The organism is Paenibacillus turicensis, from assembly GCF_050461185.1.
Classification (GTDB): Bacteria; Bacillota; Bacilli; order Paenibacillales; family Paenibacillaceae; genus Fontibacillus; species Fontibacillus turicensis_A.
In genome coordinates, this window is the sequence record NZ_JBCMOR010000011.1 from 1 (window position 1) to 12,432 (window position 12,432).

The window sequence follows — 12,432 nt, forward strand, 5'->3', positions numbered from 1 at the left end:
GCGCCGCAGGCCCATCCGTAAGTGACAGATTGCTCCGTCTTTCTTGATTCCCTCATGCGAGAAAATCACCTATCCGGTATTAGCTACCGTTTCCGGTAGTTATCCCAGTCTTACAGGCAGGTTGCCTACGTGTTACTCACCCGTCCGCCGCTAACTCTCAGAGAAGCAAGCTTCTCATCAAGTCCGCTCGACTTGCATGTATTAGGCACGCCGCCAGCGTTCGTCCTGAGCCAGGATCAAACTCTCCAATAAAGTATTGAAAAGAGCGATAAGCTCATTTTGAATCTGACGAGATTAATTCGTTGAAATTAATCTACTTATTTTTGAATTCCACTTTCGTGAAATTCACTCACTCGTTGTTTAGTTTTCAAAGATCAACTTTGTTACTTTTTGTTGATTTGCTTAGTTAAAAGCTTTGTTTCAGTGTTAACTGCGTTCTCAGCAGCAACTCTTATAATATAACATATTTGATATCTTCTTTGCAAGAGTTTTTTTAAAAACTTTTTTCAGCTTTTAATTTTTTCTTGCTTGTTCAACTTTTTTCCTCAAAAGCGGAACGATTAATACTATATCACATATTTCAAATAAGAGTCAACACTTTTTTCAAACCTTTTTGTTAATCACCAACCAATAGTAATATCATTGCTTCATTTGTGGGATTTTCGCTTTACGAGCATACTTAGATAATTCCTTTGAAGGTGCAAATCTAGCATACATACGAAACACGGTCTTATATCTTTTTGCAATCGCTTGTCTAATATCTAAATCAAGTCGATGGTCGCTTAAATCAAATAACATTTCATCTAACTCTTTACGAAGCACATAATCAAGCTCACAACATTCCTTTTCACTAAATAACATTCCTAACATCATGCATCTCTCCTTTGTCTACAGTGCAGTAAAACCCCCGCTATCTAATAAACTGACAGATCAACCTATGTCTTTATACTCAATGATGTTGTCGAGTTATTATAAAATTGGATTGGTACATAAGCACCAACCCTTTAATGAGGATTAACCCTTTTTATCGTAATGTAAACTCTAATTTTGGTTTGCTTTACTGTTATGCACACATTTGGAGAAAATTATGATACCTCTTTGAAACAAATTTTTATTTCACCAGATAAAATGTAATCGTACTTTCAATGACGGCTGCAATACACAGTAATAATGTGATCCATACCACTGCTCGCATTACCTTTTGAAAGAAATTACGCCAATTCACACTTTTTTCGCCTTTACCTGCTCCACCCATTTCACCTAATGATCTAAGTACGAAGTAACCAAATTGTAACCCATAAGCCGCCGCAATAATAATTACTGGCAGTTCGATAATACCATGAGGTAAAATTCCGCGAAGCAAAATAACCCCCCATGCCTGGCCACTTGCAGCAGCAACAGCAAGAATATAGCCCAACATCATTCCATTCATAACTAGAAAAAAGGCAGGAATTAATCCAAAAAACCCTCCCAACGCCAACACAGCTAAACTTTTTGTAACATTATTAATGAAAATAAATTTGAAGAAGCTCCATTCCGGATTATTTGAAGAAGATAAATCTGAACTAATTGATTGGAGCTGCGCGATACTAGGCTGAATGATTTGATCGATAAATTGTGAGTTCACCGTTCCTAGTATAATTCCCACTATAAAAAGTGAAACAGCAACCAGCATTGCCTTCTTAAAACTATGAATATCCTTAAAAAATTGAAATAACGACACAGTAACACAACCTTTCTATGTTTTAACTATACAATGCTTACCTTCTAGCGAAAAGCTTATCCCTAAAAAGTTATAAATCAAATGTACGAGCATACATTATAGCAGTGGACAAATCATTTTCTATTGAGAGGGGCTTATATTCCATGAATAATTTCTTCTATGTCCTGAATGGGAGAAAAATCAAAAGGTATTTTCTAATTTTTGCGGCGGCATTGTTTACAGCAGGTATCATTTATGTGGAGCAGGGAAATGTTACGGTATTTTCAGATGAGAGTAGTCCCTCAGCTATTTATAGCGTATCCACAGATAAGAAAATCGTTGCACTTACTTTTGATATTAGTTGGGGAGATAAACGTGCCGAGCCCATACTTCAAGTGTTAAAGGACAAAAACGTACAAAAGGCTACCTTCTTCCTCTCCTCTCCTTGGAGCAAAACACACCCAGACATTGTAAAAAAAATACAACAGCAAGGATTTGAAATTGGCAGTCATGGTCATAAGCATGTAAACTACAGCTCATTAAGTGATGAGGAGATTACAGAACAAATTAAAACTGCTCATACTATTTTAACAGAAGTTACTGGTGCAGAGCCAAAATTAATCCGCCTTCCTAATGGGGATTTCGACAAACGTGTTTTAAATATTGCGCAAAACCAAGGTTATAAGGTTATTCAGTGGGATACGGATTCACAGGATTGGATGAACAAAGGGGTACAAACCATTGTAGATCGTGTAGTTAGTAAAGCACATGCAGGGGACATCATCCTCCTTCATGCTAGCGATTCTGTTAATCAAACCCACGAAGCGCTTCCACAAATTATTGAACAGCTTAGACAAAAAGGCTTTGAGTTTGTTACAGTCACGGATCTAGTTCAGCAAGCAAATACAGAAGGTAAAGAAGTTCATGATCAAACTTGGACAGAACAAAAGATGGACCACGCAGCAAATTAAAATAAAGACGGTGGAATATAGGGTAATTGTACTTCAAATTTCTTGAAGGCATACGTCCTGAATGTTCCCCGTTTTTTATATGTTTATTTAACTGAATAATTTTATAATCTGTTATTTCATTTGGATAATTCCCTTTTCTATACACCATAATAAGTACAGCACTAATTTTAGTAAGGAGGATATCTAATATGAAAAAACAGATGTGTGCATGGTTAGTCATTTGTATGCTCACTTCTCTGCTAACTGCCTGTGGCTCCGATCAAGGCTCATCATCGGCCCAAAGCACTGGTGGATATAAAGAATCAAAATCAATGATTATTGACGTATTAAAAAGTGATGAAGGTAAAAAGGCAATTTATGAGGCGTTAACAGCGGGCCCATCTCAAAGCAGTAGCCCATCAAGCAGCTCACAATCTGGAGATTCAGAATCTGAAGGTGGACAAGGTGGCGGTAGTGGCGGAGGGAATGGCGGCGGAGGTGGCTCAATGGGGATTAAGATGTTATTACCTTCCCAAACCTCTGAAGATGTTCGTATGGCAGTAAAAGAAACAATTACCTCTCCAGAATATAAAAAAGAAATTGAGAAAATCATGACTGACCCTCAGTTTGCAGGAGACTTTGCTAAAGCAATAAGTGCGCAAAGTAAGGAAATGCATTTACAGCTTATTAAAGATCCTACGTATCAGAAATCGGTTGGGGATATTATGAAATCCCCCGATGTCATGAAAATGTTCCTTGAGCTTACAAAGACGCCAGATTATCGTAAGCAATCGATGACAGTGATGCAAGAAGCTATGCAAAGCCCCTTATTTAAGCTACAAGTCATGGAGTTGTTAAAAACAGTTGTACAGCAGCAACTTCAACCCACCATCGAGAAAGCACCTGGATCTGGTGAAGGTGGCAAAGGCGGGGGAGAAGGTGGTGGCGGTGAAAGCAAAGACTCTGGTGGAGAAGGCGGACAATAAAAAAATAAGTAAATGAGAAGAATGAATTAATAATTAAATTGAACAGTAAACAAAAAAATGGCATGTCCTCTGTGGGCAGCCATTTTTTATATATTTTTTATTTTTTACTTACATTAAAGTCACTAAGTTGCTGTAATACTTTCTGCAAGTTGATTATAGATTTTTTCTATTTCCAACTCTACTTTATGACGATTATCTACATGAGGCTCATCAGGTACGATTGGTATTTGTGCTAACAAGGTTGTACTTAATTTGTCAGCTAAAGCTTGTCCCCCGCCTTTACCAAACAGATATACTTTATCTTCACAGCCTACACATTGATAATAGGACATATTTTCGATAACGCCAATAACTTGTTGATCTGTCTGTAAGGCCATTATGCCAGCACGTACTGCAACATGAGAGGCAGCTGTGTGTGGAGTAGTGACAATGATTTCTCGACATTGCGGAAACATCTGGTGAACATCTAGTGCAACATCTCCTGTTCCAGGAGGCATATCAATTAACACATAGTCAACCTCTCCCCACTGGACTTCCTCTATAAATTGTCTTAGCATTTTCCCCAACATCGGTCCACGCCAAATAACCGGATTATTGTCCTTAATAAAAAAGCTCATAGACATCACTTTTACACCGTTATGTTCTACAGGCAATATTAGTCCATCCTCAATAATCGGCAACTCATCAATTTCCATAATGGTAGGAATACTAAATCCATAGATATCAGCGTCAACGATACCAACTTGGTAGCCTAATCTAGACAACGCCTTAGCCAGTTGTACTGTAACCGTAGATTTGCCTACGCCACCTTTTCCACTTGCAACAGCAATAAACTTGACTCCAGCTGACTCATCTAGAATGGATGAAGCTTCTAATCCAATTCCATGCCCCTTTAAAGTCCGTTTAGAGTCATTTTGTTCTGTCTCTTCATCTTGATTTACTGTAATTCCTGCCTGCTGTTGTTCGTGCATTGATGCTTGTCGAAATCTAAGATGAACATCCTCTATTCCAGCTTCTAACAGACGGAAGCGAATTTCATCCCCAAGCTCTTCCTGTAAAACATCATCTTTATGTAATAAAACTACAGTAAGAGCAATCTTCTGATCTCTGAGCATAACATCACGAATCCATTTTAAATCCACTAGGCTTTGTCCTGTAATCGGTTCAGCGATTGGTCTTAAAATTGCAAGTATATTTTCCTGAGATAGCAATGAACAGCACCTCTACTTCTATGTGATCAACAACTTAGCTAAGTATGTTTAGTTAAATATATTTAGCTAAGTATGATATCTATTATAGCATTTTTACTTTTAATCTGCTGAGCTGTTCGTTTGCTTCTCTGCTTTAAATTGTAGTATCCCTTCATAAATAGAAGCAGCTACTTTTCTTTGATATTCAGGATTTCCTAATTGTAGTGCCTCTTTGGGGTTGGATAAAAAACCTACCTCCACTAAAATAGCCGGGGTATCTACGGTGTCTAATAAATAAACTGTTTTATCAGAGGTTTTAGCAACACGATTTGTATTCTCTAACTGATGCACAAGCATCTTTTGGACATAGTTAGCTAACTTTACACTATCCTGATTCTTTACACCATAAAAGGTTTGTGCCCCATTCCAGCGCGATGAAGGAATACTATTCATATGAATACTTACAAATAAATCTGCTTGTTTCTCTTCAATAAATCTGGCTCTATAATGAAGATCTTCTGTTTTCCGCTTTTTATATCCCTTTGTCTCAGGATTAGCTAAATCACGATCATCCTCACGTGTCATCACCACAATCGCACCTGCTTGCTGAAGATAATCACGTAAATAAAGGCTTACAGCTAAATTAATATCCTTTTCAATGATTCCCTCCTTGCTCACTGCACCACCATCAGGACCACCATGTCCTGCATCTAACGCAACGGTAACTCCCGACAATGGCAAACTCCAATAATTCCAAACTGTTGAGACTGAAGGGTTGTACAGCATTAGCAAGCTTAGCACAGTTAAAAAAACCAAAAAGATCCCAGACCACTTGATCCATTTTAAATGAATCCATACAAATGGTCCCTGTTTGGCTTGCGGATATTTCAAACGGTCACGATTGATAGTATTTTTGAAAAGCATATTAATCTACCTCCATCCCCTAATGACATTACTCATCATATGGGACAAGGCAAACAAATATTACTAAAACAGAAATAGAGGAGGCAACTTGTAGACTGACACACTTCGAATCATAAAAATAAAACCCCTGACCAATAATGACCAAGGGCATCCATTTTTAGATAATTTCACCATTAGATTTAATAACATTTTTGTACCAATGGAATGAATCTTTTGGGTACCTTGCGAAATCCCCGTTTCCATCATCATCTCGATCAACATAAATCAAACCATAGCGCTTTTTCATTTCTCCTGTACTAGAAGAAATACTATCAATTGCAGACCACATCGTGTAGCCTAAAACATCTACACCTTCTTCTATAGCTTGTCCAATTTGAACAATATGTTGTTTCATAAAATCAATTCGATAATCATCATGAATCGTGTTATCTGGTTCCTTAATATCTACAGCACCAAGGCCATTTTCAACTATCATTAATGGGATATGATATCGATCGTATAGTTTATGAAGAGTAAATCTTAATCCTTCTGGATCTATTTGCCAACCCCAGTCACTGGATCTCAGGTAAGGATTTTTGACCCCTCCTACTAAGTTGCCACTCGTAGTATTAATATCTTCGCTTTCTTGTGAATTTACACAGTTAGACATGTAGTAAGAAAATGAATAATAATCAACTACACCTAATTTTAATAACTGATCATCGTTAATCTCTTTTATAATATTGATATTATGATCTTTTAAAAATTTATGAATGTAATATGGGTATTCACCTTTAACCTGGACATCTCCGCAAAAATCATTAAAGCTATGGTCTGTTGCTTGAACTAAAAGCATATCCTGAGGGTGACAACTGAACGGATACATGGGTACATGCGCTACCATACATCCAATCTTACTATCCGGATTGACCTTATGTCCTTCAATAACTGCCATTGCACTAGCAACAAAGACATGATGTAGAGCTTGATATCTTTGATTTACATCATCATCTGGTTCAGTATAATCTGTAGTTTGTTTGTTATAGATTCCTAATAACTCTAAAGACCCCATAGGGATTGTTGCAAAATTTATTTCATTAAAGGTTAACCAGTATTTTACTTTATTTTTGTACCTTTTAAATACGGTTGAAGCATATTTAACAAATAAATCAACTACTTCTCTACTTAGAAACCCTTGATATTTTTCTACTAAGGTGTAAGGCATATCAAAATGATGCAAAGTAACTAATGGCTCTATCCCGTACTTGATACATTCATCAAATACATCATCATAAAATTGTAAGCCGGCTTCATTAGGTATGTCTTCAAGTCCAGTAGGATAAATACGAGCCCAGTTCATTGACATTCTAAATACCTTAAAACCCATCTGTGCGAATAATTTGATATCATCTTTAAAGTGATGGTAAAAGTCCACTCCAACTTTGCTTGGATAATAATTATTTTCATCAATTACTGGAGTGAATTTTCTTTTTGTATCTAAAGAACCTCCAGTAATATGATCTGATATACAATCCCCTTTATTACCTTCCTTATACCCACCTTCAATTTGGTTAGCAGCAGTAGCGCCTCCCCATAAAAAACCATCTGGAAACATATTTATCTACCTTTCTCCCCAACACGATATTTTTTAGTATACCTTTTTAAATTTTTGCTCCATCTTGCTTTTCATCTTTAAAAGTTAGATACGATAAAACAAATCCTAATGTAAATGAAACTGCTGTAGTAATAACAGCATGTATAAATGAGCCTTTGGGATCACTAGGATTTAGAATTGCTGGAATTTCAAAAATCCCCATACCCGCCATGGTGTAATATTTCATACCAAAATATGCAACTAATATGCCGGTAATCCCTCCATTAATGCAAGTTAAGACAAATTGTCTAGGTCGCTGAACTAAGATTCCATAAATAGCTGGTTCTGTAATTCCAAAAAGACCTGAGATCCAAGCAGGTAAAGCTGCACTTCTCAATTGCTTATTTCTGGTCTTCAACCAAATTGCAATAATTGATCCCGTTGTAGAAAAAGCCACAAATGTTGTAAAAGGTAATATAGGATCGGGGATACCTGCTGTTATATTATTTATAGCAACAACTACTAATAAAATCTGTACTCCAAAAACAACCATTACTTGCCACAAAGCTCCTGCAATAAAACCGGTAAGGATCGGACTAAAGTCATTTATAGCTAAAATACTGTTAGATAAGCCTAAACTTACTGCATTCGCAATTGGACCTAGAATGATATATCCTAATGTCACTGTAATCATCATGACAAACATCGGAGTAAGGAAGTTACTTACTATACTAGGAATCATCTTATTAAACAATTTTTCTAGCGGTTTTGCTAAAGCAACCATTAAAATAACAGGGAATATAGTAGAAGTATACGTAGCATTAATTACGTTCCCAAATAACTCGACATCAACCCCGTTAATAGTGGGATAACATATTGCCGCACCAATAATTAAACCTAAGTAAGGATTTTTTATATTAATGGTCTTAGCCATATTGTAGCCAATCACAATAGGGAAGAAAAAGAAGATTGAATCACCGATTGCATTTAATAAGGTATAAATACCTGAATCATTAGAATATAAGCCAAAAAATGTAGCAACAGAATTCAGTCCTTTTAACATCCCGCAAGCACATAAAATAGACAACGAAGGCATCATAATACCTGTTACAAGTTTAATAAACTGCTTCATGAAAGAACCTTTATTTTCATTATCACTTGTTGCTTCAGAAGGTTCAGTTTCTCCGATATTATAATTTTCGACAATGGTATCATAAACCTTGATTACATTTTTCCCAATAACTACTTGGTATTGTCCAGCACTATGAACAACAGTAGCAACTCCCTCCATGTTTTTTATTATATTATCATTGGCTTTTTTTTCATCCTTCAATTGAAATCTTAATCTAGTTATACAATGTGTCAAACTTTGAATGTTTTCAACTCCACCAACATTATCAATAATATCTTTAGCAAATTTTTTGAAATCCATAATGTTACCCCTTTTTTCTGACTTCTTTTAATAGCGTTTCTATGTGAACGGTAAGATACATTTTTTCGCTGTCACTTACTTTATATCTAAGTTCATCTTCTACATAATGCGCAATCTTTAGAGTACAATGATAAACTTCCGGATATTTATTTCTAATAAACTCAAATATTTCAATATCACTCTCTCCAACATAATCTGATTTCATTGCTCTTTCTACAAAGTACTTCAAATGAGTAGTTAAACGATTGTAAACTATACTATTTTCATCAAAAGTAAAATCAAAATTATTTTTAATAATATCTAATATATCTTGCATAAGTTGTGTCATCTTCATCGATTGGTTAATATCTACATTCAATTCAGCATCAATAATATGTAATGCAATTGATGCTGCTTCACTATTATCAAATCTTACTCCTAACTTTTCTTCTATAATGTCTAATGAGGCTAGTCCAATTTGATACTCAGTCGGGTAAAACCTTTTGATCTCCCAAACTAATGGGTTTGTTATAAAAATATTTTCTTTCATTCTTTGTAATGCATAATTCAAATGATCTGTCATCGTAATATAAATGTGTTCATTTAATGGTCTATTGAGCATTTTTTGCGAGAAAGAAATAATCAACTCCGCCGTTTCCATATATTCATAAGGAATTTTATCTATTAGGGAATAGAAATAGTGAAAGTCCTTTTTATTCTTAAATTCAAAGATTTTTTCAATTTTTGAGTCATCAATATTCCCATTGTCATCAAGAAATGCAATACCCTTGCCTTTTAGAATCACTTCACTGCCATTTTCATCAACAGCACTCACAGTGTTATTATTTAATCTTTTATAAAATTTATAGATAATAAAACCTCCCTCCTTTATAAAATAAAAAAAGACTAGAACATATCCAAAAACAAAGTTTTAGAATATGCCTAGTCATGCGTACGAAACTAACATTCTGGGCCAATAATCATATTATTTTTTACATCAATATAATATCATTTAACTTTTATATATGCAAGCGTTTCCATGATGGGATATATATCCATTACAAATTTCAAAACAAAACCCCTGACCAATAATGGCCAAGGGCTTGTAATCCTTGATAAACAAGGGATATTAACGTTTTGAGAACTGAGGTGCACGACGTGCAGCTTTAAGTCCGTATTTTTTACGTTCTTTCATACGTGGGTCACGAGTCAAGAATCCTGCTTTTTTAAGAGCTGGACGGAACTCAGGATCTGCTTTAAGCAACGCACGAGAGATACCGTGACGGATTGCTCCTGCTTGACCTGAAGTACCACCACCATGTGCGATAACTAATACATCATAGCTATTCAATGTTTCAGTTAAGTTAAGTGGTTGCTTAACAATTAATTTCAATGTTTCCAAACCAAAATATTCGTTGATATCACGTTTATTAATGACAATGCGTCCTTCACCCGGTACGAGACGAACACGAGCTACCGAATGTTTACGACGACCTGTCCCATAGTATTGTACTTGTGCCATGAAACTGTCCTCCTTTTTTATTATCCGCGAAGTTCGTAAACTTCAGGTTTTTGTGCTGCATGTGGATGCTCAGTACCCGCATAAGCTTTTAATCTTAATTTCATTTTTTCGCCTTGACGAGTTTTAGGAAGCATGCCATGAATGGCAGATTCAATTACACGTTCAGGTTTAGTGTTAAGTAAGTCTTGAGCTACAGTTACTTTCAAACCACCTGGGTGCATTGAGTGACGGTAGTACTTTTTATTTTCTAATTTCTTACCAGTCAAATGAATTTTCTCAGCGTTAATTACGATAACGAAGTCACCGCCATCAACGTGTGGAGTAAATTGAGGTTTGTGTTTGCCACGAATCAATGCAGCAGCTTCACTAGCCAAGCGGCCTAAAGTTTTACCTTCAGCATCAATGATGTGCCACTTGCGTTCAACTTCTGCTGGCTTTGCCATATAGGTACGCATGTAAAGATCCTCCTTCAATCGATTGAAAATTGTTCATTCATGCCGAATATGATCAACAATTGAGATTGTAAAGCAATTCAGCACATTTATCTTATCGTTGTCATTTGCATATGAAAAACATGAAAAAACATTATTTTAAGTTGTTACTGTATGGTTTTCTTAATTGGGGGCTGTGGGATAGCCATTAAGAAAACACAAACTTTATTTTACAGGAAACAGGGCTAATAAGCAAGCTTTTTTTGCTTTGTGTATAACATAAATATAGAGGTAAATAAATGGAAAAGAAATAGAATTTAGAAGGATAAAAACTACCTTTAGTTATAGCAGCTAAAAAGAAAAAAATCAGTCAAATAAATCCCCAAACACATCTAGGACTGATTTCTTCTTTTTTCGCTTGTAGTAGGATTTATCATTTCCATGTCTGGAATAGGAATCATCGTAATTGTTTGGTGAATGAGACTTATCATAGTTTCTTTCATGGCTTCTGTCATGATTTCTTTCTTGATACTTGTCTTTGTTAGAATAGTCTTGCTCATGATGCTCATACCAATCATTAAAAGCAGGTCTAATCTCACGAACTTCCTGTAATAGCTTGTCTAGCTCACCACGATCTAACCAGACCCCTTTACATTCAGGACAAATATCAATCAATACACCATCTTTTTCTACTTCTCTCATTTTCACGTCATTACATACTGGACATCTCATATTCCATTCCTCCTAAAGTTAAAAATACGAATTCAATCAACTTTAATCCTCATTCACTAGTAAGACATTAAATTTGATTACTTAATTTTTAAGTTATTACGTATATATTAACACTAGGTTTCAGAAAATGAATCCATTACACATAAGCCTCATTTATCAACTAAACTTCATCGTATTCTACACTCCACAACATTAAGCCGTGGCTCTCTGCTGTTGGACCAGCTGCAGCACGGTCTTTAGCATCTAATGCGATTTTCAATGAATCGGGTGATCTTTTACCTTCCCCAATTTCTAGCAAGGTTCCCACGATGATTCTCACCATATGCTGAAGAAATCCGTTTCCAGTAATATAAAAATGAATGATTCCTTGCTCTCGTGTTCCCAAAAATTCACTGGTTGTATCATGTACAATATGTGCATCATATATGGTACGAACATGATTTGCTTTTGTTGAATAACGAGAAGCAAAGGAAGTAAAGTCATAAGTTCCAATGAGATAAGGACAAGCCTCTATCATATCATTGATATTCAGTTTTCCTGGATGATGAAATTGAAAGTTGCGCTGAAAAACATCAGGAACACGATTGGCATTAATGGAATAACGATAGGTCTTACGTTTAGCAGAGCGTCGAGAGTGAAAACTAAGTGGAACTTCCTGCACATTTGTAATTCTAATATCTTTAGGAAGCCGACCATTAATGGCATAAGCCCATCGTTCTATTGGAATATCTGTTGCTGTGACATAGTGAAAGGGCTGAGCTCGTGCGTGGACGCCAGCATCTGTACGTCCAGAAGCATGAATTTTAACATCTTCCTCACGAGTAATGGTATAAATCGCCGCCTCAAGGTGGTCTTGAATCGTATTCCCATTCGGCTGAGTCTGAAAGCCATAATAAGCTGTGCCTTCATAACAAACCGTCATAAGTAAATTACGCAAAACGAGCTCTCCTCCAATCACGATGTCAATCTAAAGCAACGATGAATAAAGCGTGTAACAAAATAATTAAATAA

13 protein-coding genes and 1 rRNA gene are annotated in these 12,432 nt (G+C 35.9%); 2 read left to right on the forward strand and 12 right to left on the reverse strand.

The features are described from left to right. The 3 genes from ABE099_RS15770 to ABE099_RS15780 form a co-directional block, all read right to left on the reverse strand. Nucleotides 1–252, reverse strand: a 16S ribosomal RNA gene (locus tag ABE099_RS15770); the annotation flags it as partial. A 387-nt stretch (nt 253–639) separates the two neighbouring features. After that, nucleotides 640–870, reverse strand: a complete 231-nt coding sequence (locus ABE099_RS15775; protein WP_430032079.1) for a hypothetical protein — start codon at nt 868–870, stop codon at nt 640–642. A 241-nt stretch (nt 871–1,111) separates the two neighbouring features. Beyond that, a complete protein-coding gene (locus ABE099_RS15780) occupies nt 1,112–1,675 on the reverse strand; it encodes a stage II sporulation protein M (protein WP_430032114.1) in 564 nt (187 codons plus the stop codon). Between the two features lie 191 nt (nt 1,676–1,866). Between ABE099_RS15780 and pdaB the strand changes: the two genes are divergently transcribed. After that, a complete protein-coding gene (gene pdaB, locus ABE099_RS15785; RefSeq protein WP_430032080.1) occupies nt 1,867–2,673 on the forward strand; it encodes a polysaccharide deacetylase family sporulation protein PdaB in 807 nt (268 codons plus the stop codon). 188 nt (nt 2,674–2,861) lie between these two features. Continuing rightward, nucleotides 2,862–3,638 (forward strand): spore germination lipoprotein GerD, encoded by a 777-nt coding sequence (gene gerD / locus ABE099_RS15790; RefSeq protein WP_430032081.1) that lies wholly within the window; start codon nt 2,862–2,864, stop codon nt 3,636–3,638. 122 nt (nt 3,639–3,760) lie between these two features. Here the strand turns inward: gerD and ABE099_RS15795 are convergent, their stop codons facing one another. From ABE099_RS15795 to truA, 9 genes are all read right to left on the reverse strand, one after another. After that, on the reverse strand, nt 3,761–4,849 hold the full coding sequence (locus tag ABE099_RS15795) for a P-loop NTPase (protein WP_430032082.1): 1,089 nt from the start codon (nt 4,847–4,849) through the stop codon (nt 3,761–3,763). Between the two features lie 99 nt (nt 4,850–4,948). Continuing rightward, nucleotides 4,949–5,752: an N-acetylmuramoyl-L-alanine amidase CwlD gene (gene cwlD, locus ABE099_RS15800; RefSeq protein WP_430032083.1), complete on the reverse strand. Its 804-nt coding sequence runs from the start codon at nt 5,750–5,752 to the stop codon at nt 4,949–4,951. 157 nt (nt 5,753–5,909) lie between these two features. Further along, entirely contained in the window at nt 5,910–7,346 is a 1,437-nt protein-coding gene (locus ABE099_RS15805) for a glycoside hydrolase family 1 protein (protein ID WP_430032084.1), read from the reverse strand. A 46-nt stretch (nt 7,347–7,392) separates the two neighbouring features. Next, the gene (locus ABE099_RS15810) at nt 7,393–8,757 is read right to left on the reverse strand and encodes a PTS transporter subunit EIIC (RefSeq protein ID WP_430032085.1); all 1,365 of its coding nucleotides are present in this window, start codon (nt 8,755–8,757) and stop codon (nt 7,393–7,395) included. Between the two features lie 4 nt (nt 8,758–8,761). Continuing rightward, nucleotides 8,762–9,628, reverse strand: coding sequence for a BglG family transcription antiterminator LicT (gene licT / locus ABE099_RS15815; protein WP_430032115.1), 867 nt, complete (start codon nt 9,626–9,628; stop codon nt 8,762–8,764). 237 nt (nt 9,629–9,865) lie between these two features. Next, the gene (gene rpsI, locus ABE099_RS15820; protein ID WP_210090987.1) at nt 9,866–10,258 is read right to left on the reverse strand and encodes a 30S ribosomal protein S9; all 393 of its coding nucleotides are present in this window, start codon (nt 10,256–10,258) and stop codon (nt 9,866–9,868) included. Between the two features lie 20 nt (nt 10,259–10,278). After that, on the reverse strand, nt 10,279–10,713 hold the full coding sequence (gene rplM / locus ABE099_RS15825; protein WP_430032086.1) for a 50S ribosomal protein L13: 435 nt from the start codon (nt 10,711–10,713) through the stop codon (nt 10,279–10,281). A 342-nt stretch (nt 10,714–11,055) separates the two neighbouring features. Continuing rightward, nucleotides 11,056–11,421 carry a zf-TFIIB domain-containing protein gene (locus ABE099_RS15830; RefSeq protein WP_430032087.1) on the reverse strand — a complete coding sequence of 122 codons (366 nt, stop codon included), beginning with the start codon at nt 11,419–11,421 and terminating at the stop codon, nt 11,056–11,058. A 160-nt stretch (nt 11,422–11,581) separates the two neighbouring features. Further along, a complete protein-coding gene (truA, locus tag ABE099_RS15835) occupies nt 11,582–12,358 on the reverse strand; it encodes a tRNA pseudouridine(38-40) synthase TruA (RefSeq protein ID WP_430032088.1) in 777 nt (258 codons plus the stop codon). Between the last annotated feature and the right edge of the window lie 74 nt (nt 12,359–12,432).

Excerpts from the sequence above, each read along its gene's own strand:
- ABE099_RS15775 (WP_430032079.1), bottom strand. The coding sequence starts at position 870 with ATGTTAGGAATGTTATTTAGTGAAAAGGAATGTTGTGAGCTTGATTAT.
- ABE099_RS15780 (WP_430032114.1), bottom strand. The coding sequence starts at position 1,675 with ATGCTGGTTGCTGTTTCACTTTTTATAGTGGGAATTATACTAGGAACG.
- pdaB (WP_430032080.1), top strand. The coding sequence starts at position 1,867 with ATGAATAATTTCTTCTATGTCCTGAATGGGAGAAAAATCAAAAGGTAT.
- gerD (WP_430032081.1), top strand. The coding sequence starts at position 2,862 with ATGAAAAAACAGATGTGTGCATGGTTAGTCATTTGTATGCTCACTTCT.
- cwlD (WP_430032083.1), bottom strand. The coding sequence starts at position 5,752 with ATGCTTTTCAAAAATACTATCAATCGTGACCGTTTGAAATATCCGCAA.
- ABE099_RS15805 (WP_430032084.1), bottom strand. The coding sequence starts at position 7,346 with ATGTTTCCAGATGGTTTTTTATGGGGAGGCGCTACTGCTGCTAACCAA.
- ABE099_RS15810 (WP_430032085.1), bottom strand. The coding sequence starts at position 8,757 with ATGGATTTCAAAAAATTTGCTAAAGATATTATTGATAATGTTGGTGGA.
- rpsI (WP_210090987.1), bottom strand. The coding sequence starts at position 10,258 with ATGGCACAAGTACAATACTATGGGACAGGTCGTCGTAAACATTCGGTA.
- rplM (WP_430032086.1), bottom strand. The coding sequence starts at position 10,713 with ATGCGTACCTATATGGCAAAGCCAGCAGAAGTTGAACGCAAGTGGCAC.
- ABE099_RS15830 (WP_430032087.1), bottom strand. The coding sequence starts at position 11,421 with ATGAGATGTCCAGTATGTAATGACGTGAAAATGAGAGAAGTAGAAAAA.